Origin of the sequence: Falsiroseomonas sp. CW058 (genome assembly GCF_050563535.1) — a bacterium.
In the GTDB taxonomy this organism is placed as follows: Bacteria; Pseudomonadota; Alphaproteobacteria; order Acetobacterales; family Acetobacteraceae; genus Falsiroseomonas.
Map to the genome: position 1 here is coordinate 1 of NZ_JBNXUO010000004.1, position 22,071 is coordinate 22,071.

The window sequence follows — 22,071 nt, forward strand, 5'->3', positions numbered from 1 at the left end:
GGCGCCCGGCTTCCGCACGCCGGTCGCGGCCGGCGGCCGCGCGGGGCGGCGGGTGGTGTGGCGGGTGCAGGCCTCGGCCCGGCTTGGCGCCGCCGAGGGGCGGGTGGAGGCGGTGGTGGCGCTGGGCGGCGTGGGCGGCCTGCCCGGCCGCGTGCTGGAGTGGAACGCAGCGCCCCCGGCCTTCCCGCAGGGAAGGGCCGGGGGCGTTCCGCCGAGATAGGGCGGCGGGGGCACCGGCCCCCGCCGCGGCACGACCGTCAGGCGACGATCGTCAGGTCCGAGGCCGTCAGCGCCGGGTTGCCGGTGAAGGTGGCGATCACCACCGCCGCCCCCGCGCCCGTGCCGTCGGCATCCCAGGCGAGGATGCCGGTGTCGGTCTCGTAGACGAACTGCCCGAAGGCGGCCGTCGCCGTGCCCGCGGCATTCGCCGCGAAGCGCGCCGCCAGCGCCATCCCCGGCTGCAGCCCGCCGCCGAAGCCGGTGGCGGAGAAGGCGAGGATGTCGTCCACCAGGCTGAAGTCGGTGACGGTGTCGCCGCCTTCCGCCGCGCTGGCCCAGTGGAACATGTCCGCCTCCGACCCGCCGGCCAGGATGTCGGCCCCGAGCCCGCCGCGCAGCGTGTCGTTGCCGGCACCGCCCGTCAGGCGGTCCGCCTCCGTCCCGCCATCCATCAGGTCGGCGCCGCTGCCGCCCAGCAGCGTGTCGGCATCCGCGCCGCCCACCAGCGTGTCGGCCTCGGTGCCGCCGTCGAGGCTGTCGGCACCCGTCCCGCCGTCGAGCAGGTCGTTGCCGGCGGCGCCGTTCAGGCGGTCGCCGCCATCGCCGCCGCGCAGCACGTCGTTGCCGTGCTGGCCGTCGAGGAAGTCGGCGCCGCCATCGCCTTCCAGCGTGTCGTTGCCGATGTGGCCGACCAGCGTGTCCGCATCCGCCCCGCCCGAGAGCAGGTCGTTGCCGGCATTGCCGTTCAGCACGTCGGACCCGGCGCCGCCATTGGCGACGTCGTCCCCGTCACCGCCATTCGCCACGTCGTTGCCGTCGCCACCGTTCATCGTGTCGGCGCCCTCGAGGCCGTTCAGCGTATCGGCATTGTCCCCGCCCTCGAGGAGGTCGTTGCCGGCGCCGCCGCCGAGCACGTCGGACCCGCCTTCGCCGCGCAGCGTGTCGGCGCCCGCCTGGCCGTTGAGCGAGTCGTTGCCGCCGGCGCCGCGGGCCAGGTCGTCGAAGCCCGTCAGCGTCGGGTTGTTGTTGCCGCCGTCACCGGTGTAGTTGCGGCCGGACCGCGCGGTGGGCAGCGAGGTCAGCGTCTCCACCGTGCCCTTGTCGTCGGTGTAGGTGACGACGAGGCGGAGCACCTGGTTGGCGATGAGCGGGGTGTAGCTGGCCCCCGTCGCGCCCGGCAGGTTCACCCAGCTGGTCCCGACCAGGGTCTGCCAGCGATAGGACAGGGTGGAGGTCGTCATCCCGTCCGCGTCGCTGATGGTGCCCGGGGCGACCTGCAGCGCGACGCCCTGCGTCGGCGTCATGTCGCTGATGGCCACCCCGCCCACCGGGGCGTCGTTGACGTTGGCGACCGCCACGGTCGGCGCGGAGGAGACCTTCTCCAGCGCGCCGTCCCCGTCGCGGTAGGTCGCGACGGCCCGCAGCACCTGGCCCACCTGGGCGTCGCCCGGCTTGAAGGTCGCGCCGGAGCCCGCCTTCTCCCAGACGCCCGGCTGCACCTCCGCCTCCCAGCTCCAGGTGAGGGAGCCGGGGACGATGCCCTCGGGGTCGGTGAAGGCGACGACGGCGGTCAGCGTGCCGTCCTCAACCACCGTGCCCAGGATCGCGGGCTGCCCCTCGGGCAGGCCGTTGCCGGGGCGCAGCACCACGGTCTGGTCGGCGAAGGCCGCACGCTCGACGTTGCGGAGCGTGTCGGTGCCGTCGACGCCGGTGCCGCCGGAATGGATCACCGTGAAGGTGCCGTTCCCGTTCGCGACGATGTCGTAGTTCGCCCGGTCCTCGGTGAAGACCGCGGTGTCGACGTCGTCGGACCCGTCGGCGGTCAGGATCTCCCGCGCGATGCGGAGCTGGCCGGGGTTGATCTCCCCGCTCAGCAGCTTGCTGCGGATCTCGGCAAGGCTGTCCACCGTGCCGATCTCCTGGTTGAGGTTCGTCCGGCTGCGGATGGACAGCCGCACGTTCAGCCAGGCGTCGCCGTCGATGATGTCGTTGCCGCCGCGCCCCTCGATGATGTCGCTGCCGTCGCCGCCGAGGATGATGTTGCCGTCGCGGAAGCTGGTGACGCCGCCGCCGAGGACCGCCTGCAGGCCGTTGATGCGGGCGATGCCCTCGGCCGTCAGGACGTGGTCGTCGAAGTTGCCGTCGCCGGCGCCCGCGATGCCGCCGCGGCTGTCGCCGCGGAGGATGTCGTCGAACTTCCAGCCCGACAGGCCCTCCACCATGTCGAAGCGGTCGCGCAGGATCTCCGCGGGCGCCGTGGTGAAGATGGGGATCTGCATGTCGGTGTCGGCCGCCAGCGGGTCGCCCTTGTGGATGGCCCAGTCGAAGCCGAACATGCCCTCGTTGCGGGTGACGGCCTCGTCCTGGACCATGATGTCGTCGCCCGACTCGCCGTCGATGTCGGTGTCGCCGCCGCCCTGGCCCATCAGCACGTCGTGGCCGATGATCGCGCTGTTGAAGAACAGTTCCGAGTTGTCGCCCGACAGCACGTCGAAGCCGCGGCCGCCCTCGATCCAGTCGTCGCCCTCGTTGCCCAGCAGCCCGTCGCCGTCGTCGCCGCCGAGCACGAAGTCGTCGCCGAGGCCGGCGAAGATCTCGGACACGTCGTTGCCGACCAGGATGGCGTCGTTGCCGGCGCCGGCCAGCACGAGGTCGATCCCGTTGCCGTTGGAGATGACGTCGTTGCCGTCCTCGCCCTTGATGATGTCGTTGTCGCCGAGGTCGGTGATGATGTCGTCGCCCGCGCCGCCCAGGATCTGGTCGATGCCCGCGCCGCCCTCCAACCGGTCGTCGCCGCCGTCGCCCCACAGCGCGTCGTCGCCCTCGCCGGAGATGATCGTGTCGGCCTCCGCCGTGCCGCCGAGCACGACGTGGTCGCCGCCCGTGTAGCGCAGCAGGTCGTTGTCGCCGTCGCCGTCCAGGTCGCCGCGGATGACCAGCGGCGCGATCGCCTCCAGCACCGGGTCGGCGCCGACCGGGTCGCCGTTCCCGCCGGGCAGCGGCTGGCCGTCCGGGCCGAGGTCGGTGACCTGCCGGGACTGGTCGACCTCCAGGATGTACTTGGCGGCCGCGAAGGCGTCGACATGCATGTGCGTGCCGTCGCCCTCCATCCCGGTGTTGCGCATGATGAGCTTGGTGAAGGACTGCCCTTCCAGCTGGTTCAGGAAGTTGGTCCCCTGCAGGCGCGACAGGTAGTAGAGCCGGTCGCCGTCCTGCAGCTTCTCCATCTGCGTCTCGAAGACGAAGTTGAAGGAGGAGCCGAGCATGCCGCCGAACGGCATGTGCTTCTCGGCCAGGCCGCCGATCCAGAAGTCCACCTTGTTGAGGCCGGTCTCCACGCCGGCCCAGGCGCCGGTGCCCTTCACGAAGTCGAAGCGGTCCGCCGGCGCGCCCGCGCCGCCCATCACGATCAGCGTCGCCGCGTCGCGCCGGCCCTCGGCCGTCGTCTCGGCCAGCAGCAGCGGGTGCTCGCCATAGGCGGCGATGAAGTTGATGATGGAGGCCGGGTTCTTGATGTTCAGCGCGAAGTCGAGCCAGCTCTCGTACGGCTTCAGGAAGGAGGAGCCGGTGCCGGCGTAGAACTGCTCGCGCGCCTCGTTCAGCGTCGGCACGCCGGTGTCGCGCCCGCGGGCCAGGTTGATCGCCGCCAGGTCGAGCGGCAGGCCGAGCAGGTTGTTGCGCACCGCATCCGTGACGAATTCGTCGATCTCGTTGCCGACCTGGCGCGACATGCCGCGCACGATGGCGGCGGTCGCCTCCTCCTGCGTCATCGTCCCGCCGTTGGTGAACTCCAGCGGGTTCAGGAAGGCCTCGATCAGGCCGATGTCGTCGCGCTGGCCGTCGGGGCCCATGCGGTCGATCGTCTCGGTCAGCATCGAGTGGCCGAAGCGGTAGACCGTGTGCGCGAACTCCGCGACGATCGAGGGGTCGACGTCGGTCGTGTTGTTGAACACGAACAGGTTCACCAGCGGCTGCACCTTGCGGGCGAACTCCTCGAAGACGAGGTGCTGGTACTGCATCTCGGTCGAGAAGCGGGCCGCCTGGAACAGGCGCTCGCCGTTCCATTCGGCGGCCTGCACGCCGTCCCGCAGGTCGCTGCCCGGCATCAGCCATTCGGCGATGAAGGCGTTGTCGCCGGTGGCCAGCACGACGGACTTGATGTGCTCGACCAGGCGGTTGTGCTCGGCGTGGAAGACGAAGTGGACGGCGGTGAGGCCGATGTTCTCGTTCCCGCGGCCGTCGCCGGTCACGTAGTGGACGTCCAGCAGCTCGTTGTCATAGGTGCCGGCAACGGGCGTGCCGCCCACGACCGTGTCGGAATCCGCGACCAGCCCGGCGCCCGGCGTCGCGTTGTGCGCGATGTCGTCGAGGAAGCTGTGCCCGGTGCGCATCGCCGCCGCGGTGGAGACCGGCGCGGCGGGGTTGCCCTCGACCAGGCCGTTCGGCGTGACGAGCTGCGCGAAGCCGTTCGGGCCGCGCAGGAACATGCCGTACTGGTCGGTGGCGAGCAGCGGCACGTTGCCGACATCGGCGTCGCCGAGGTCGATCCCGAGCATCTCGCGCGCCTGCGCCTTCACCTCGGCCCAGGTCGCGAGGCCGCCATTGGCGCCTTCCAGCAGGTGGCCGGTAGAGACGGGCTTGCCCGACGCGTCCAGGCGGTACTCGCGCAGGAAGACCTGGTGCGAGGCGTGGGAGGTGTAGGTCTGGTTCTGGTCCACCCAGGAGGTGGTGAGGTTGGTGTGGGTGTGCACGTCGTCCGAGGTGCCGAAGACGTTGTCCGCACCGGCCGAGACGGATTCGTTGGTCGCGCGCGTCAGCACCAGGAAGTTCGTGGGCGAGCCCGGGACATAGAGCGGATCGTCGGGCGCGAGCGGCATGAAGATCACGCCCGCGTCGCCCTTCCGCACGAGGTCGAGGCCGTGGTCGAAGAACTGGCCGAACAGCGTCATCCAGGAGTTGAACGGCGCCGAGAGCCCGACATCCGGGGCGACGTTCGGGATCATCATCAGGTCCGGCGTCGCCGGGTTGTTGTCGTGGTCGAAGGCGAAGCCGTCGCGCGTGGCGGCGGCGGCCACCGCGGCGGGGTTGTTGGCGGTCTGGTCGACGATGAGGTTGCTGATCAGCCGCGGCTGGCTGTCCACCACGATGCCGCCGGTCTGCGCGTAGGAGGTGGGGGGACCGTTGGGCGGGCCGAAGGGGTTCGGCTCCGCGATGCGGAAGTTGCTTTCGAGGAGCTGCGGGAAGGGCTGGTCGGCGGCGCCGAACTGCTCGCGCCCCGGGACGATGTTGTTGTAGCTGCCGTCGACGGTGCGCAGGCCCCAGGGCAGTTCGGGGTCAGGGATCAGGTCGGTGATCGGCGTGCCGGCCGCATGCTGCTCGGCGATCTTGATCTGGTTCAGGATGAACTGGATGTCGTTTCGGACCAACGTGACCATGGCGCAGCCTCCCCGTCGCGGAAGCGGGCTGTGACCCAGGCGCGGCGCCATGCCGTGCCCCCCTCAGCCCACAGGGGCGCCTGCGCAACGATGCGAAAGCGGTCCCTTGGTGCGCCACAACGGAGCAGGCATCGAAACGATGCATGGCCCAACGGTTCCGTGATCGATTCGAGACCTACGATATCGCGAGCACGGCGAACCGTGCCGTTTTCGCTTCCACCACCCGGTGTCGACTATGGCGTGCGTGGTCTGCGATCACGCGACCGTGGATGCGAGGGGCAGGGGCGGCGTCCCGCCCGCTCACTCCTCCGTCGCGCGGCGCAGCATCCGGGCGAACAGGATGCGCCGCGCAGCGTCCCGCGCTGGGAAGTGCCGCGCCGATGCCGCGGCCAGCGCCGCCGCATCCACCAGGCCGGGTGGCGCCAGGCGTTCCGCCCAGGCCTGCAGGATGGCCGGCGTGGCCTCCGGATGGAACTGCACGCCGACGGCGCGCGGCAGCGCGAAGCCCTGCACCGTGCCCGCATCCCGCGCCAGGATGCGCGCGCCGGGAGGCGGCGTGATGGCATCGCCGTGCCAGCGCGGCCAGGCGCCCGCGAAGGCGGGGTCTTCCGCCTCGTCCATCCCGAACCAGCCGCGGAAGGCGCGGCCTTCCGGCATGGGCGTGGAATCTCCGCCCGCCGCCGCAGCCATCATCTGCGCGCCGAAGCAGATGCCGATGGTCGGGCGCCGGTCGGCCAGCCGCGCCGCGACCAGCCCGCGCTGCCGCGCCACCCAGGGGATGTGCGTGTCGTAGACGCCGTGCGGCGAGCCGAGCAGGACCAGCAGCTCCGCCCCGCGCGCCGCATCCTCGTCCAGCGCGTCGCCGTCGATCGCCTTCAGCGCATGGCCCTGCCCGGCGAGCCACTCGCCGAAGGCGCCTTCGGGTGCATGCTCGCTGTTGCGGACGACCGTGACCCTCATGCGAGGCCGAGCCGTTCGTCGCGCCGGCGCAGCCAGTGGACCGCCGGCAGCGCGGCCAGCACCATCCACGCCTTGCCGATCACCTGTCCCGCCAGGAAGTCGAGGCTGCCGAAGGCGAGCCACAGGAACAGCAGGCTGTCCGCGACCAGCCCCGCCGCGCTGCTCGCCGCGACGGCCAGCACCAGGCCGCGCCGCTGCAAGGGCGTGTAGACCGCGAGGTCGGCGAGTTCCGACAGGAGGAAGGCGACGGCCGAGGCGACCACCAGCGCCGGCGGCGCCAGCGCGGCGGACAGCGCCGTGCCCGCGAGGATCGCCGCAAGCGCCCATCGCAGGCCGAGCCGGCGCTGCACCAGGTCCCTCAGCACGAGCGCGAGGCCGATCATCAGCACGCCCGACGGCGCCATGACCCCGGGCGCCACCGGGATGAGGCAGGGGCCCTGCGGCGCGCAGACCGTGCCCGCATGGCCGATCAGCCAGTTCGCCGCGGGGATGCAGAGCGCGAAGGCGCCGAGGCAGAGGAAGCCTTCGAGGCGTGCGGCGGTCACGCGGTCTCTCCCATGTAGCGGCGCCAGCCGCGCGCGCGCAGGTCGCAGGCAGGGCAGGCGCCGCAGCCGCCGCCCCAGTCATGCGGCGTGCGGTCGCCGAGGTAGCAGGAATGGGTCCCCGCGCGGATGGCCTCGACCAGCGCCGCACCGCCGAGCCGTTCCGCAAGGCGCCAGGTGTCCGCCTTGTCCAGCCACATCAGCGGCGCGTGCAGCACGAAGCGGGCATCCATGCCCAGGTTGATCGCCACCTGCAGCGCCTTCAACGTGTCGTCGCGGCAGTCGGGGTAGCCGGAATAGTCTGTCTCGCACATGCCGGCGACCAGGTGCTTCAGGCCGCGGCGATAGGCGAGCGCGGCGGCGAAGGTCAGGAACAGGAGGTTGCGGCCGGGGACGAAGGTGCTGGGAAGGCCGTTCGCCTGCAGCGTGATGGCGGCATCGCGCGTCAGCGCCGTGTCGCTGACCGCGCCGAGCGCGTCGAGCGCCAGCAGGTGGTCCGCGCCGAGCCGCGCGCCCCAGCCCTCGTGCCGCGCCAGCGCGTCGCGGAAGGCGCCGCGCATATCCAGCTCCACCCGGTGGCGCTGCCCGTAGTCGAAGCTGATCGTCTCGACCAGTTCGAAGCGGTCGAGCGCCCAGGCGAGGCAGGTGGCGCTGTCCTGCCCGCCGGAGAACAGCACGAGCGCGGCGTCCTCCCTCATGCCGGCAGCCTCTCGGCCGCCCATAGCGCGCAGTCCGCGACCACGGGATCGGGGTCGTCGCACAGGGACTGCGCAACAGGACGCAGCGCGGGATCGCCGCTGTTGCCGATGGCGACCAGCACGTTGCGCACGAAGCGGCCGCGGCCGATGCGCTTCACCGGGCTGCCGCTGAACAGGGCACGGAAGCCGGCATCGTCCAGCGCGGCAAGCCCGGCCAGCTTCGGCGCGGTCAGGGCGGCGCGCGGCGCGAAGGCGGGTTCGCTGTGGGCGCGGGCGAACTTGTTCCAGGGGCAGACCGCCAGGCAGTCGTCGCAGCCATAGATGCGGTTGCCCATGCGCGGGCGCAGCGCCTCGGGGATCGGGCCTGCATGCTCGATGGTGAGGTAGGAGATGCAGCGCCGGGCATCCAGCCGGTAGGGCGCCGGGAAGGCGTCCGTGGGGCAGGCGGCCAGGCAGCGGGTGCAGGACCCGCAATGGTCCTCCTCCGCCGTGTCGGGCGCGAGGTCGAGGGTCGTGAAGACCTCGCCCAGGAACAGCCAGGAGCCGTGCGCGCGGCTGACGAGGTTGGTGTGCTTGCCCTGCCAGCCGAGCCCGGCGGCCTGGGCGAGCGGCTTTTCCATCACCGGGGCGGTGTCCACGAAGACCTTCAGCTCCGCCCCCGCGAAGCGCGCCGCCATCCAGCCGCCCAGCTGCTTCAGCCGGCCCTTCACCAGGTCGTGGTAGTCGCGGTTGCGGGCATAGACGCTGATGGTCCCGCGGTCGGCCAGCGGCAGCGTCGCCAGCGGGTCGTCGGCCGGCGCGTAGCTGGTGCCGAGCGAGACGACGCTGACGGCATCCGGCCAGAGCGCGCGCGGATGGGCGCGCTGTTCGGCGCGGGCCTCCATCCAGCCCATCCCGCCATGCATCCCATCGGCCAGGAAGCGCATCAGGCGGTCGCGCGCCTCGGGCGCGAGGTGGGCGCGCGCGAAGCCCACAGCGCTGAAGCCGAGTTCGAGGGCGCGGGCGCGGATCAGCGCGCGGGCGGCCTCGGGCGCCGGCGGGCCGCCGCGGGGCTTCGCCGGCGCGGCGACATGCGCGCTAGCCGCGGCCACGATAGCCCGGCACGTCCTGCGGCGGGATCCAGACGCCCCCCGGCGGCTCCGCCGTCTGGAAGAAGACGTCGATCGGGATGCCGCCGCGCGGATACCAGTAGCCGCCGATCCGCAGCCATTCGGGCTGCAGCTCCGCCACCAGGCGCTGCGCGATGCCGACGGTGCAGGCCTCGTGGAAGGCGCCGTGGTTGCGGAAGCTGGTGAGGTAGAGCTTCAGCGACTTGCTCTCCACCAGCCAGTCGCGGGGGACGTAGTCGATCACCAGATGCGCGAAGTCGGGCTGGCCCGTCATGGGGCAGAGCGAGGTGAATTCCGGCACGGTGAAGCGCACGCAGTAGCGCGCGCCGGGGTTCGGGTTGGGCACGCGTTCCAGCACCGCCTCCTCGGGCGTCTGCGGCTGGCGTGCGGCGTGGCCGAGCATGGTCAGCCCGGAGACGTCGGTGGCGATGGTCATGCGGCTTCGGCCTTCGTCGTGCTCTCCGCCCAGCCGGCCTCGATGGCGCCGGCCTCCGCCTCGAAGCGGCCGTCCAGGATCGCGGCGCGCAGCCGCGCCATGAGGGTCTGGTAGTAGCGGATGTTGTGCCAGGTCAGCAGCACCGGCCCGAGCATCTCCTCGGACCGGATGAGGTGATGGAGATAGGCGCGCTGATGGCGCGTGCAGGCCGGGCAGTCGCAGGCCGGATCCAGCGCGGCGCCGTCATCGGCGTGGCGGGCGTTGCGCATGTTCACCACGCCGCGGCTGGTATAGGCCCGGCCGGTGCGGCCCGACCGCGTCGGGATCACGCAGTCGAACATGTCGACGCCGCGGCGCACCGCGCCGATCAGGTCCCCCGGCGTGCCGACGCCCATCAGGTAGCGCGGCGCCCCCCGCGGCAGCAGCGGCGCGGTGACGTCCAGCACGCGGAACATCTCCGCCTGTCCCTCGCCCACCGCGAGGCCGCCGATCGCGTAGCCCTCGAAGCCGATGGCGGTCAGCGCGGCGACGCTCTCGGCGCGCAGGTCGTCATAGGTGCTGCCCTGGACGATGCCGAACAGCCCGTGGCCGTCCCGCGGGACAAAGGCGGCGCGGGACCGCGCGGCCCAGCGCATCGACAGCCGCATGCTCTCCGCCGCCTGGTCGTGGGTGGCGGGGTGCGGGGTGCATTCGTCGAAGCACATCGTGACGTCGGCGCCGAGCAGGTGTTGGATCTCGATGCTGCGCTCCGGCGTCAGCCGGTGGCGGCTGCCGTCGATATGGGACTGGAAGGTCACGCCATCGGGGTCGAGCTTCCGCAGCCCGGCCAGGCTCATCACCTGGAAGCCGCCGGAGTCGGTCAGGATGGGGCCGTGCCAGTCCATCATGCGGTGCAGCCCGCCGAGCCGTGCCACGCGCTCCGCCCCCGGGCGGAGCATGAGATGGTAGGTGTTGCCGAGCACCATGCGCGCGCCGGTGGACCGTACGGCATCCGCCGTCATCGCCTTCACCGTGCCCGCGGTGCCGACCGGCATGAAGACGGGCGTCGGCACCTCGCCATGCGCGGTGTGCAGCACGCCGGCGCGGGCGGCGCCGTCCTGCCCCGCGTGCGTCCAGTGCAGCGTCATGCCGGCAGGTCCTCCGCCGCGCGGAACAGCAGGCTGCCGTCGCCGTAGGAGAAGAAGCGGTAGTCGCGACGCACGGCATGGTCATAGGCCGCGCGCATCCGCCGCTGCCCGGCGAAGGCCGAGACGAGCATCAGCAGCGTCGACTTCGGCAGGTGGAAGTTGGTCATCAGCGCATCCACCGCACGGAAGCGGTAGCCCGGCAGGATGTAGAGCCCGGTGAGGCCGCGGAAGGGCGTGACGGTGCCGTCCGGCTGCGCTGCCGTCTCGGTGGTGCGGAGCGCGGTGGTGCCGACGGCCACCACGCGCCGGCCCGCGGCGCGCGCGGCGTTGATGGTGGCGGCGGCCTCCTCCGGCATCTCGCACCACTCGCGGTGAAGGATGTGGCGGCGGGGGTCGTCCTCCCGCACCGGCAGGAAGGTCCCGGCGCCGACATGCAGCGTCACCACCGCGCGTCGCACGCCGCGGGCATCGAGCGCGGCCAGCAGGCGGTCGGTGAAGTGGAGGCTGGCGGTCGGCGCGGCAACCGCGCCGGGGCGGCGGGCGAAGACCGTCTGGTAGTCCTCCGCATCCGCGGCGCCGGGGCGGCCTTCCCGGTGGATGTAGGGGGGCAGGGGGATCTCCCCGGCCGTCTCCAGCGCGGCGGCCAGCGCGGCCTGGTCGGGCCCGAAGTCGAGCAGGACGGACCCGCCCTCCTCCCGCTCCAGCACGCGGGCGGCGCAGTCCGGGGCGCCCTCGATCTCCACCAGGTCGCCGGGGCGCAGGCGCTTCGCGTTCCGCACCAGCGCCTGCCAGGTCCCGCCGCCTTCCGCCCGGTTCAGCATGATCTCGACCCGCGCCTCGCCGCGGCGGCCATGCAGGCGGGCGGGGATGACGCGGGTGTCGTTCACCACCAGCACGTCGCCCGGGTCGAGCAGCGCCGGCAGGTCCGCCACGCCGCGATCCTCCAGCCCGTCCGGGCGCACCACCAGCAGCCGCGCGGCATCGCGCGGGCGCGCGGGGGCCTGGGCGATCAGGCGTTCGGGCAGGTCGTAGTCGAAGTCGTCGGTCCGGAGGTCCGGCACCGGCGGCGGGGGAGGGGCCTCGGGCATGGCCGCGGCATGTGGCGCCCCGCGGGCCGGTTGTCCAGCATCGCCTGCCGCCGAAGGGTCATGCCCGGCGCGGCCCCGCCGCGCTAGGCTGGCATGGACCGCCCCACGGGAGAGCTCCATGCGCCTGCCCCGCCTCGTCCTCGCCGCCCTCGTCGCCGCCGGCCCGGCGCTGGCCCAGGTGCCTGCCCCGGCGTCCGCCCCGGCGCCGTTCCGCTTCGCCGCCTTCGGCGACATGCCCTATTGCCAGCCGGACATGCCGCAGGACTGCCCGGACCAGGAAGCGCGCGTGGCGCGGCTGATGCGGGAGGTGAACGCGGCCCGTCCCGTCCACACCATCTTCCTCGGCGACACCAAGGGCGGGGCGGAGATCTGCTCGGACGACAGGCTGCTGCGCGCCTTCACCTTCTTCGGCCTGCTGAACCACCCGCTGGTCTACACGCCGGGCGACAACGAATGGACGGATTGCTGGCAGGACCGCGCCGGCCGCTTCGACCCGCTGGAGCGGCTCGCCCTGCTGCGGGCCCGCTTCTTCGCCGATGACCGGCCGCTCGGCGGCGGCGACCGGCGGCCGCTGGAGTGGCAGGGCAGGGTGGACCCGCGCTTCCGCACCCATGTCGAGAATGCGCGCTGGCGCCAGGGCGGCGTGCTGTTCGCCACGCTCCACGTCACCGGCAGCAACAACAACCGCCCGACCGAGCCCGGGGAGGGCCCGGCGATCTTCCCCCCGCCCGGCGCGCGGGAGGAGTTCGAGCAGCGCGACGCCGCCAACACCGCCTGGCTGCGCGACGCCTTCGCGATCGCCACCCGCGAAGGCCTGCCGGCGGTGGTGCTCGCGATCCAGGCGGACCTGTTCTACGTGCAGCGTTGCGGCCGCCCCGGCCGGACCGGCCAGGACAGCGGCTTCCGTGCCTTCCGCGAGGTGCTGGTCGCGGAGGCGCGGGCCTTCGGCCGCCCGGTGCTGCTGCTGCACGGGGACAGCCACTTCCTGCTGCATGACAGGCCGGTGCCCGAGGCGCCGAACCTGACCCGCCTGATGGTGCCGGGCGACCGGGAGACGCGGGCAGTGGTGGTGGACGTCACCCCGGGCGCGGCCGATCCCTGGGCGGTGTCGCTGGTCGGGCCCGATGACCGGGTGATGCCCAACCGCTGCTGACGCGGCCGGTGGTCCCTGGCCGCCCGCCTGTCAACGTATGTTGCTGGCGATGGCGTCCGAGGTCGCGCCCTGCTTCTGCAAGGTCTGGGTGAGCTGTTCGGTGGCGGTGTTCCCGCCCGAGCCTCCCTGGGTCAGCCCCTGCAGCAGGGTCGGGTCGATGCTGCCGCCCGTGCCGCCGGAGGTGAAGCCCTGCAGCATCGCATTGCCGGCCAGGTTGGCGAAGCCGCCGAGGCCCCATCCGCCGCTGGCGGCGGCAAGATCGGCATCGTCGAGCGGCTGGGCCGGCACGGGGGCGGGGGCATCCTTGGACATCGGGGCGGCTCCTTCCAGGCAGGGCATGTCATCACTCGCCGGGCCGCGCCGGCAAGCCCGGCGTGTCAGCCGCGCGGCCGCCAGCGGACCAGGTGGCCGAGTTCGTCCGCGCTGCCCGCCGTGGCGCCGATCACCGCATGCAGGTCCACCCGGCCGCGACCGGGGATGTCGAGCACCGGGGGATCGAGGGACGCCATCGTGGTGCCCTCCGGCGCTTCCACATGGCCCGCCGGGACGGACTGGCCCGTCTCGGCCGCCTCGTTGCCGAGCGGGTTCGCGTCCAGCGGCTCGTCCCGCCCGGCATAGCGCACCCCCTGCATGGGCGCGAAGGACCAGCGCGTCTCGGGCGCCTCGCCAGGGCGGTCGATCTCGAAGCGGTAGACATCGAAGCGTTCCGGCACGCGACCCTCCTGGCTGGACGCGAAGCGCAACGCGGGGATGGCGGGGCGGTTTGCGGGCGTGGGGCCGGCCTCAGCCCCGCAGCAGGCCGCGCATCGCCGGCGCCTCGTCGCTGCCGGGGAAGGCCTGAGCCACCGCGCGGTCGGGCAGGCGCAGGTGGTCGCGCAGCAGGCCCTTCGCGGCGCTGCGCAGGTCCGCCGTCGGCTGCAGGTCGCGCCCTTCCAGCAGGCGGTCGCGCGCCAGCCCCGGCCAGTCCGCCACCACCCGGCCGCCGGCCACCGCGCCGCCCAGCAGGAAGGCGACCCCGGCAGTGCCGTGGTCCGTCCCCTGGTTGCCGTTCACCCGCGCCGTGCGGCCGAATTCGGTGACGACCATCACCACCGTCCGCGCCCAGTGCCCGCCCAGCGCGGCCTTCAGTTCCACCAGCCCGGCATCCAGCGCCCGCGCGGGGCCGAGGATGCGGTTCGCCTGCGCCGCATGGGTGTCCCACCCGCCGATTTCGAGGGCCGCCACCCGCGGGCCGCCGCGCTCCGCCAGCAGCCGCCCGGCGGCGGCTGCCAGCCGGGGAAAGGCCCCGCGGTCCGGGTCGTTGGCCGGCTGGCCGAGGGTGGCCATGGTGAAGCCGCGGGACCGCATCCCCTCGGCGAAGCTCCGCGCCAGCCGCGGCTCCTCCGCCTGGAGCGCCGCGATGCGGTGCATCAGTTCCGCCGAGGGGCGGTCCAGCCCTGGCGGCGCATAGGCACCGACCGGCGCCGTGCCCCGCAGCAGCAACGGCACGCCGGTGCCGATGGCGATGCCGGCCCGCGCCTCGGGCGGGTTGGGCAGGGCCTGGATGGCGCGGTTGAGCCACCCGCTGGTCAGGCGGCCTTCCGCGCCGCCCTCCAGCAGGTCCTGCGCCTCGAAATGCGACCGGCTGCGGTAAGGGCCGGCCACCGCGTGCAGCAGCAGCGCCTCACCATCCCGGTACAGGGCGTGCAGGCCGGCGAAGGCCGGGTGCAGCCCGTAGCGGCCGCCGAGGTCGAGCGTGCCGCCTTCCGCCCCCGGCTCGGGCATTGCCAGCGGGCCGCGGAGCGCGGCGAAATCCGGGTCGCCATAGGGCTGCACCACATGCAGCCCGTCCATCGCGCCGCGCAGGATCACCACCACCAGCCGGCGCTCGCCGGGAAGCTGGGCGAAGGCGGCGCGGGTGCGGCCGATGACCAGGCTGGCGCCGAGGCCGAGCAGCAGCCCGCGGCGGGTGGGGGAGAAGGAGGTGTGGGCCATGGTCGCGCGCCCCTTCAGCGGTGCATGAATTCGGGGCTGGAGAACAGGACGGTCAGCGCATCGCGCACCGACCCCGCGCCCCGCATGGTGGCCACCGTCTCGGCCCGGGCGAAGGGGCCGAGCGCGGCTTCCGTCACCGCCGCGATGTCGGGGCGCGCGACGCGGCCGGACAGGGTGTAGGCCCAGTCCACCCGGCGCATCAGCGCCTCCGGCCCCGCCCAGTCCCCGGCGCGGTCGGACCAGCCATTCGGCTGCGGCGCGGTCCAGAGCGGCTGGCCCAGCGCGATCATGCCCGACAGGACGAGTTCGGGCCGTTCCACTGCCCCGGTCGCGCGCACGGCGGCAATGGCGAAGTCCATCGGCGTGCGGAACTTCGCCAGCGGCGTCCAGGCGCCCGGCAGGCCGACCAGCACGCGGTACGTGGCGCCGAGGTCGCCTTCCGTCCGGCGCAGCACCTCGGCCAGGGCCCGCACCGCCTCGGGCGGCGGGTCGTCGGCCACGAAATGCCGGGCGAGCTTCACGGCCAGGTGGCGCCAGGTGGCGGGGTGGGTGCCGAGCATCCGCAGCGCGGCGACCACGCCCTCCTCCCCCTCCTCGACGCGGCGGCCGAGGACGGTCTTGTCGCCCGGCTCGTGCCGCTCCGCCCGCCAGACGAAGTCGAAGGGCTCTGTGTTGAGGTCCACGCTGAGCCCGGTGAGGACCTTGGCGAATTCGGTCACGTCGCCCTGGGTGTAGCCGCCGGCGGGGGAAAGGGTGTGCAGTTCCAGCACCTCCCGCGCCAGGTTCTCGTTCAGGCCGCGGCGGGCGCGCTGGCCGAAGCGGCTGCCGGGCCCGACCGAGACGTGGTTGTCGAGGTAGAGCAGCATCGCCGGGTGGCGGGTCGCGGCCAGGAGCATGTCGACGAAGCGGCCGGTCAGGTGGGGGCGGATGGCGTCGCGTTCCATCGCGCCGACCAGCGGCGCGGCGTTGCCGGACCGGCGGCTGACCGTGAAATGGTTCATCCAGAAGTCGACCAGCCTTTCCCGGAAGGGCTGTTCGGCGGTCAGCCGGCGCTGCGCCCAGGCCAGGTTCTCGGCGCGCATCATCTCGGTCAGCGGGCCGCGGTTGGGGGGTGCCGCGGTTGCCATGCCGGGGGGGGCTTCCGCCGTCGCGACGGTGCGCATGGCCAGCTGTTCCGCCCGCAGGCGCAGCGCCTCCTGCACGGTCGGGCCGGCGGGCGGGGGGGCGGGGCGCGCGATCTGGGCTTCGAGCCAGGGCAGGGGGTCGGCCGGCAACGCCTCGCCAAGGCGCGGCCCGAGGCCGAAGCGGATGGCCGCGACGCGGCTTCGGTCGGTCATGGGGTGGAGACTAGCACGGGCGGGGCGGGGGCGAGGGGCGGCGCATCGTAAGAAATGGTATCCGCCCGCCCCGCCCGCGCCGGACGCAGCCCCACCATGCGGGGCCGGGCTGCATCAGAGCTTGCAAATCCGGCCGGGAGAGGGCATCTGCCGCCCGCGACCTAAGCGTGATTCGGAACCTACGGGCGGGCGGTACGGGCGATCAGGCCCGTGGCCACGCCCGCATTCGTCTATGGAGGCCCATCGTGGCGCGCACCCCGCTCGATCGAATTCGCAACATCGGCATCACGGCGCATATCGACGCCGGCAAGACCACGACGACCGAGCGGATCCTGTACTACACGGGCAAGTCGCACCGCATCGGCGAGGTGCATGACGGCAACACCACGACCGACTACATGGAGCAGGAGCGCGAGCGGGGGATCACCATCACCTCCGCCGCCGTGACCGCCGTGTGGAAGGACCACCGGATCAACGTCATCGACACCCCCGGCCACATCGACTTCAACATCGAGGTGAACCGCAGCCTCCGCGTTCTCGACGGCGCGGTGTTCGTGATCGAGGGCGTGGCCGGCGTGCAGCCGCAGTCCGAGACGAACTGGCGCCTGGCGGACCGCTACAACGTCCCGCGCATCATCTACATCAACAAGCTGGACCGCACCGGCGCCGACTTCTTCCGCGCGGCGGCGACGCTGACCGAGAAGCTCGGCATCAACTGGGTGGCCCTGCAGCTTCCGATCGGCATCGAGGACTCGCTGAAGGGCATCGTCGACCTGGTCGAGATGAAGGCCCTCATCTGGGAAGGCGACGAGCTGGGCGCGAAGTACCACGAGGCGCCGATCCCGGCCGACCTCGCGGACCAGGCCGCCGAGTACCGCCAGAAGCTGCTCGACGCCGTCGTCGGCGTGGACGAGGCGGCGATGGAGGAATACTTCGACAAGGGCGACGTCTCGGTCGAGACCCTGAAGAAGTGCATCAAGAAGGGCACGATCTCCGGCGAGTTCCGCCCGGTGGTCTGCGGCTCCTCCTTCAAGAACAAGGGCGTGCAGCCGCTGCTCGACGCGGTGGTGGACTACCTGCCGAGCCCGGTGGACATCCCCGGCATCAAGGTGGCGCCGGAGGAAGGCCAGGACGAGACGGCCGAGCGCCGCGTGATCCCGGCCGACGAGAGCGCGCCCTTCGCCGGCCTCGCCTTCAAGATCATCAACGACAAGTACGGCAACCTGACCTTCGTGCGCGTCTACCGCGGCGTCCTGCGCCAGGGCGACATGGTGATGAACACCACGAAGGGCCAGCGCGAGCGCATCGGCCGCATGTTCCAGATGCACGCCGACAAGCGCGAGGAGATCAAGGAGGTCTTCGCCGGCGACATCGCCGCCTTCGTCGGTCTGAAGGACACCGGCACGGGTGACACCCTCGCCGCGGCCGAGGATCCGGTGGTGCTCGAGCGCATGGCCTTCCCGGTGCCGGTGATCGACATCTCGGTCGAGCCGAAGACCAAGGAAGGCGTCGAGAAGATGACGCTCGGCCTGCAGAAGCTGGCCGGCGAGGACCCGAGCCTGCGGCTCCGCACGGACCAGGAGAGCGGCCAGACCATCCTCTCCGGCATGGGCGAGCTGCACCTCGAGATCATCATCGACCGCCTGAAGCGCGAATACGGCGTGGACGCCAACATCGGCGCGCCGCAGGTGGCCTACCGCGAGACGATCACCAAGGCGCACACCGAGACCTACACCCACAAGAAGCAGTCGGGCGGCTCGGGCCAGTACGCCGAGGTGAAGATCACCTTCGAGCCGAAGGAGCGGAACGAGGGCATCGAGTTCCACAACGGCGTCGTCGGCGGCTCGGTCCCGAAGGAGTACATCCCGGCGGTCGAGAAGGGCATCAAGATGCAGGCCGACACCGGCGTGCTCGCCGGCTTCCCGACGGTGGACTTCAAGTACTCGCTGGTCGACGGCAAGTACCACGACGTCGACAGCTCGGCCCTCGCCTTCGAGATCGCGGCCAAGGCCTGCTTCCGCGAAGGCATGAAGAAGGCCGGCCCGGTGATCCTGGAGCCGATCATGGACGTGGAGGTGACCACGCCGCAGGACCATGTCGGCGACGTCGTCGGCGACCTGAACCGCCGCCGCGGCGTGATCCAGAGCCAGGACATGGCCGGCACCTCGGTCATCGTCCGGGCGCATGTGCCGCTGAAGGAGATGTTCGGCTACATCTCGAACCTCCGCGGCATGACCAAGGGCCGCGCGAGCTTCTCGATGCAGTTCCACCACTACGATCCCGTGCCGCGCAACGTCGCCGACGAGATCATGAAGAAGTCCGCCTGATCCTTCGGGACCGGGGGGATGCGGACGGCGCGGGGGGCAACCCCCGCGCCGTTTCGCATTTCAGGGCTCAACGCCGCATGAAATGCGTGCAGAGCGCGTCCAGCACCACCGTGCCATCCGCCACGCGCGCGACCAGGTAGCGCAGCCTGGCGATGCCGAGATGGGGCTTCGACTTCGAGGTCCGGAGCTCCTCCACCACCACGCGCATCGCCACCTCCTCGTCGGGGCGGAGCGGCGCGGGCCATTTCAGGTCGATGGCGTTGCCCCCCATGCTGACCCGGGCGATGAGCCCGCTGCGGACCATGTGGCCGAAGGCCGCCGAAAGCGTGTGCAGGCCGCTCGCGACCAGCTCGCCGAACACGGAGTCCCGCGCTGCCTCCTCGTCGAGGTGGAAGGGCTGTGCGTCGTAGCGGGCGGCGAAGTCCAGCACTTCCTGCCGGGGCAGGGCGAAGCGGCCTAGGTCGAATTCCTGGCCGGGGGAGAGGTCGTCGAAGGAGCGGATCTGTGTCATGGCCGGGCAGGCTAGACCAGGTGGCGCGCTCAGGCACCCGGCTGCGGCGCGGGGCTGCGCTGCCGGGCGGGGGTTGCCGCGGCGTTTGCGTGGCCCGCGCCGCATCGGCTATTGCAGCGTCCATGCGCACGGCCCGACGTCCCCTGATCGCCGCAGCCCTCGCCCTCGCTGCCGGCCCCGCGGCGGCGCAGATGGCGCCGGTCTCGCTGCCCGCCCCCCAGCCGCCCGCCCCGCCCGCCGATCCGGTCTCGGCCCTGCTGCGCCTGGTGGAACGCCTGAAGCGGATCGACGAGGACGGGCTCGACCCCCGCCACTACGCCATCCCCGACGCATCGCTTGCCGCGGCCGATGCGGCGGGGTGGCGGGCGGCGCTGCACCGCTCGGCGCAGCTCGCGCTCGGCGACCTGCTGCTGGGGCGGGTGCGGGAGATGCCGGGGCGGCCGGACCTGCGGCGGGATGCCGCGGCGGCCGGGCTCGACCGGTGGCTGGCGGAGCTGGCGAATGCGCCCGACCCGGCGGCGGTGATCGACCGCGCGGCGGCCCTGCCTGAAGGCGCGGCGGCGCTGAAGGCGGAGCTGGCGCGGCAGAGGGCCATCGCCCGGCGCGGCTTCGCCCCGATCCCCGGCGAGGCGACGATCGAGCCGGGCAGCACGGATGCGCTGCGCGTGCCCGCTCTGCGCGCGCGGCTCGCGGTGGAGGATGCGGCGCTGGCCGCGGCGCCGAATGGCGGCGCGCTGTACGACGCGCCGCTCGAAGCCGCCGTGAAGCGGTGGCAGGCCCAGAACGGGCTGGAGGCGGATGGCCGCGTCGGGCGCATCTCGCTCGGCCTGTTGAACCGGCCGCTCCAGGCGCGGGTGGACCAGCTGCGCGTCGCGCTCGACATGCGGCGGGGCGCGGCGGCGGAGCCGGCGGAGCGGCGGATCGAGGTGAACATCCCCGACTACCGGCTCTCGGTCCTGGAGGAGGGGCGCGAGCTGCTGTCGATGGCCGTCATCGTCGGCCGGCGCGACCGCGCCACGCCGATGCTGCGCGTGCGGATGACGGCGATCCAGTTCAACCCGCCCTGGGGCGTGCCCGAACGCAACGCGCGCGAGGACCTGCTGCCGCGCTTCCGCCGCGACCCGCAATCCATGATGGAGAAGGGCTTCCGGGTCTTCGGGATGGTCGATGGCCAGCGGCAGGAGATCGACCCCCGCACCATCGACTGGTCGTCGGTGAACCCGCAGCGTTTCCCCTATTTCATCCGCCAGGATGCGGGCGACGCCAATGCGCTCGGCCGCATCAAGTTCATCATGCCGAACAACGACGACATCTTCATGCACGACACGCCCGACCGCCACCTGTTCCGCCGGCCCGACCGCGCCTTCTCCTCCGGCTGCATCCGGCTCGAGAGGCCGAACGACCTTATGGCGGTGCTGCTGGACGGCACGGCAGGGTGGGATGTGGCGCGGGCGCAGCGCGCGCTCGACGCGCGCACCACCAGCGCGGTCGCGCTGCGGCGACAGCTGCCTGTGACGCTTGCCTATCGCACCGTGGTGGTGGAGGGCGCGCGGGTGCGGATCCGGCCGGATGTCTACGACCTCGATGCCGCCTATGCCCGCGTCATGGCGGCGCCGCGGCCGCAGCAGGTGGCCGCCCTGGCGGGGCGCGCGTGATGGCGGGGCGGTTCGGCCACGGGACGGTCTGCCCCTGCTGCGGCCCGGGGGGCGAAGCGGTGCTGCCGCGGCGCGGGCTGTTCGCGGCGGCGCTGGGCCTTGGCGCGGCTGCGGCCTCGCCCGCCCTGGCGCAGGGCGGCATGCCGCGCGTGCTGCGGGTGCGCCGGCAGGTGACCAACGACACCTTCTCCGGCGTCTACTGGCGCGACGGCCGCTACGAGCGCGAGGCGCTGCGGGAGCTGGACTACGTCTTCCGCGACCTCTCGGCGGCGGAGACGACGCCGATGGACCCGCGGCTGTTCGACGTGATGAGCACGGTGGCCCGCAGCCTCGACAGCGACGAATTCTACGAGGTGGTCAGCGGCTACCGCACGCCGGAGACGAATGCGGCCCGCGCGAACCAGAGCCGCCGCGTCTCCACCGTGTCGCTCCACATGTCGGGCATGGCGGCGGATTGCCGGCTGCCGGGCCGGGTGGGCATCGGGCTTGCGCGCACGGCGGCGGACCTGCAACTCGGCGGCGTCGGGCTCTACCGCCGCGACGGCTTCGTCCACCTGGATTGCGGGCCGGTTCGCCGGTGGTAGCCACGCCCCGCCTCCGCGAGGTGGAGGCGGGGGTGCTGCGCGTCGCCTTCGCGGAATACGGGCCGCCGGATGGCTGGCCCGCCGTGCTGCTGCACGGCTTCCCCTACGACATCCACGCCTATGCCGAGGTCGCTCCCCGCCTGGCGGCGGCGGGTGCGCGCGTGGTGGTGCCGCATCTGCGCGGCTTCGGGCCGACGCGCTTCCTGTCCGGCATGACGCCGCGGTCCGGCCAGCAGGCGGTGCTGGCGCAGGACCTGCTGGCGCTGCTCGATGCACTCGGCATCGCCGGGGCGGTCCTGGGCGGATATGACTGGGGCGGGCGGGCGGCCTGCATCTGCGCCGCGCTCTGGCCGGGGCGGGTGCGCGGCCTGGTCACGGTGAATGGCTGGAACATCCAGGACATCGCCCGTTCCGCCGAACCGCAGGCGCCGGAGCGTGAATGGCGGCACTGGTACCAGTACTACCTCCACGGCGAACGCGGCCACGCCGGGCTGGCGCGCAACCGGCGGGAGTTCTGCCGGCTGCTCTGGCGGCTCTGGTCGCCGACATGGGCCTTCGACGAGGCGACCTTCGCCCGCAGCGCCGCCGCCTTCGACAACCCGGACTTCGTCGAGGTGGTGGTGCATTCCTACCGGCACCGCTACGCCCTGGTCGCCGGCGACCCGGCGGCGGAGGTGGTGGAGCGGGAACTGGCGCGGCTGCCCGCCATCGGCGTGCCGACGATCCATCTCGACGGCGCGGATGACGGGGTGAGCCCTCCGGCCGGCGCGGCGGATCGCGGGCGCTTCGGCGGCCCGTATGAATATCGCCTGGTGCCCGGCGCCGGGCACAACCTGCCGCAGGAAGCGCCGGAGTCCTTCGCACGGGCGATGCTGGACGTGGCGGGCGGGCAGGCGCGGCGATAGCCGCGGCCTGC

Annotated in this window: 19 protein-coding genes; 6 read left to right on the forward strand and 13 right to left on the reverse strand. The window is 72.8% G+C overall.

Going from position 1 to position 22,071, the window contains the following annotated elements:
• The coding region (locus ACK8OX_RS04910; RefSeq protein WP_430662816.1) for a hypothetical protein at positions 1-220 on the forward strand (220 nt) is incomplete at its 5' end.
• Between the two features lie 37 nt (positions 221-257).
• On the opposite strand, the gene ACK8OX_RS04915 is transcribed toward ACK8OX_RS04910, so the two are convergent.
• The 8 genes from ACK8OX_RS04915 to queA all read right to left on the reverse strand — a co-directional run bounded on the left by ACK8OX_RS04915 (position 258) and on the right by queA (position 11,587).
• On the reverse strand, positions 258-5,654 hold the full coding sequence (locus ACK8OX_RS04915) for a peroxidase family protein (RefSeq protein ID WP_430662817.1): 5,397 nt from the start codon (positions 5,652-5,654) through the stop codon (positions 258-260).
• 300 nt (positions 5,655-5,954) lie between these two features.
• Positions 5,955-6,614, reverse strand: a complete 660-nt coding sequence (locus ACK8OX_RS04920) for a type 1 glutamine amidotransferase (protein ID WP_430662818.1) — start codon at positions 6,612-6,614, stop codon at positions 5,955-5,957.
• Positions 6,611-7,159 carry a VUT family protein gene (locus ACK8OX_RS04925; RefSeq protein WP_430662819.1) on the reverse strand — a complete coding sequence of 183 codons (549 nt, stop codon included), beginning with the start codon at positions 7,157-7,159 and terminating at the stop codon, positions 6,611-6,613. The genes ACK8OX_RS04920 and ACK8OX_RS04925 overlap by 4 nt, the downstream gene beginning before the upstream one ends.
• The gene (gene queC, locus ACK8OX_RS04930; RefSeq protein ID WP_430662820.1) at positions 7,156-7,854 is read right to left on the reverse strand and encodes a 7-cyano-7-deazaguanine synthase QueC; all 699 of its coding nucleotides are present in this window, start codon (positions 7,852-7,854) and stop codon (positions 7,156-7,158) included. The genes ACK8OX_RS04925 and queC overlap by 4 nt, the downstream gene beginning before the upstream one ends.
• The gene (gene queG, locus ACK8OX_RS04935) at positions 7,851-8,945 is read right to left on the reverse strand and encodes a tRNA epoxyqueuosine(34) reductase QueG (protein WP_430662821.1); all 1,095 of its coding nucleotides are present in this window, start codon (positions 8,943-8,945) and stop codon (positions 7,851-7,853) included. The genes queC and queG overlap by 4 nt, the downstream gene beginning before the upstream one ends.
• A complete protein-coding gene (queF, locus tag ACK8OX_RS04940; protein ID WP_430663016.1) occupies positions 8,932-9,366 on the reverse strand; it encodes a preQ(1) synthase in 435 nt (144 codons plus the stop codon). Before queF ends, queG begins: the two co-directional genes overlap by 14 nt.
• A gap of 29 nt (positions 9,367-9,395) precedes the next feature.
• On the reverse strand, positions 9,396-10,526 hold the full coding sequence (gene tgt / locus ACK8OX_RS04945; RefSeq protein ID WP_430662822.1) for a tRNA guanosine(34) transglycosylase Tgt: 1,131 nt from the start codon (positions 10,524-10,526) through the stop codon (positions 9,396-9,398).
• Positions 10,523-11,587, reverse strand: a complete 1,065-nt coding sequence (gene queA, locus ACK8OX_RS04950; RefSeq protein WP_430663017.1) for a tRNA preQ1(34) S-adenosylmethionine ribosyltransferase-isomerase QueA — start codon at positions 11,585-11,587, stop codon at positions 10,523-10,525. Before queA ends, tgt begins: the two co-directional genes overlap by 4 nt.
• 145 nt (positions 11,588-11,732) lie before the next feature.
• On the opposite strand from queA, the gene ACK8OX_RS04955 reads away from it, so the two are divergent.
• Entirely contained in the window at positions 11,733-12,767 is a 1,035-nt protein-coding gene (locus ACK8OX_RS04955; RefSeq protein ID WP_430662823.1) for a hypothetical protein, read from the forward strand.
• A 30-nt stretch (positions 12,768-12,797) separates the two neighbouring features.
• Here ACK8OX_RS04955 and ACK8OX_RS04960 read toward each other — a convergent pair whose 3' ends face one another.
• From ACK8OX_RS04960 to ACK8OX_RS04975, 4 genes are all read right to left on the reverse strand, one after another.
• Positions 12,798-13,079 (reverse strand): hypothetical protein, encoded by a 282-nt coding sequence (locus tag ACK8OX_RS04960; RefSeq protein ID WP_430662824.1) that lies wholly within the window; start codon positions 13,077-13,079, stop codon positions 12,798-12,800.
• Between the two features lie 65 nt (positions 13,080-13,144).
• The gene (locus ACK8OX_RS04965) at positions 13,145-13,480 is read right to left on the reverse strand and encodes a hypothetical protein (protein WP_430662825.1); all 336 of its coding nucleotides are present in this window, start codon (positions 13,478-13,480) and stop codon (positions 13,145-13,147) included.
• Positions 13,481-13,550: 70 nt separating this feature from the next.
• Positions 13,551-14,741, reverse strand: coding sequence for a DUF1501 domain-containing protein (locus ACK8OX_RS04970; protein ID WP_430662826.1), 1,191 nt, complete (start codon positions 14,739-14,741; stop codon positions 13,551-13,553).
• A 14-nt stretch (positions 14,742-14,755) separates the two neighbouring features.
• Positions 14,756-16,078: a DUF1800 domain-containing protein gene (locus tag ACK8OX_RS04975; RefSeq protein ID WP_430662827.1), complete on the reverse strand. Its 1,323-nt coding sequence runs from the start codon at positions 16,076-16,078 to the stop codon at positions 14,756-14,758.
• Positions 16,079-16,323: 245 nt separating this feature from the next.
• Here ACK8OX_RS04975 and fusA point away from each other — a divergent pair, with 245 nt between their 5' ends.
• The gene (gene fusA / locus ACK8OX_RS04980; protein ID WP_430662828.1) at positions 16,324-18,405 is read left to right on the forward strand and encodes an elongation factor G; all 2,082 of its coding nucleotides are present in this window, start codon (positions 16,324-16,326) and stop codon (positions 18,403-18,405) included.
• A gap of 67 nt (positions 18,406-18,472) precedes the next feature.
• Here fusA and ACK8OX_RS04985 read toward each other — a convergent pair whose 3' ends face one another.
• A complete protein-coding gene (locus tag ACK8OX_RS04985) occupies positions 18,473-18,916 on the reverse strand; it encodes a MaoC/PaaZ C-terminal domain-containing protein (RefSeq protein WP_430662829.1) in 444 nt (147 codons plus the stop codon).
• 122 nt (positions 18,917-19,038) lie between these two features.
• On the opposite strand from ACK8OX_RS04985, the gene ACK8OX_RS04990 reads away from it, so the two are divergent.
• From ACK8OX_RS04990 to ACK8OX_RS05000, 3 genes are read left to right on the forward strand one after another with little or no spacing between them, the layout of a single operon-like run.
• Positions 19,039-20,571, forward strand: a complete 1,533-nt coding sequence (locus tag ACK8OX_RS04990) for a L,D-transpeptidase family protein (protein ID WP_430662830.1) — start codon at positions 19,039-19,041, stop codon at positions 20,569-20,571.
• Positions 20,571-21,155 carry a DUF882 domain-containing protein gene (locus ACK8OX_RS04995; RefSeq protein WP_430662831.1) on the forward strand — a complete coding sequence of 195 codons (585 nt, stop codon included), beginning with the start codon at positions 20,571-20,573 and terminating at the stop codon, positions 21,153-21,155. Before ACK8OX_RS04990 ends, ACK8OX_RS04995 begins: the two co-directional genes overlap by 1 nt.
• Positions 21,149-22,060 (forward strand): alpha/beta fold hydrolase, encoded by a 912-nt coding sequence (locus ACK8OX_RS05000; RefSeq protein ID WP_430662832.1) that lies wholly within the window; start codon positions 21,149-21,151, stop codon positions 22,058-22,060. The genes ACK8OX_RS04995 and ACK8OX_RS05000 overlap by 7 nt, the downstream gene beginning before the upstream one ends.
• The last annotated feature ends 11 nt before the right edge of the window (positions 22,061-22,071 follow it).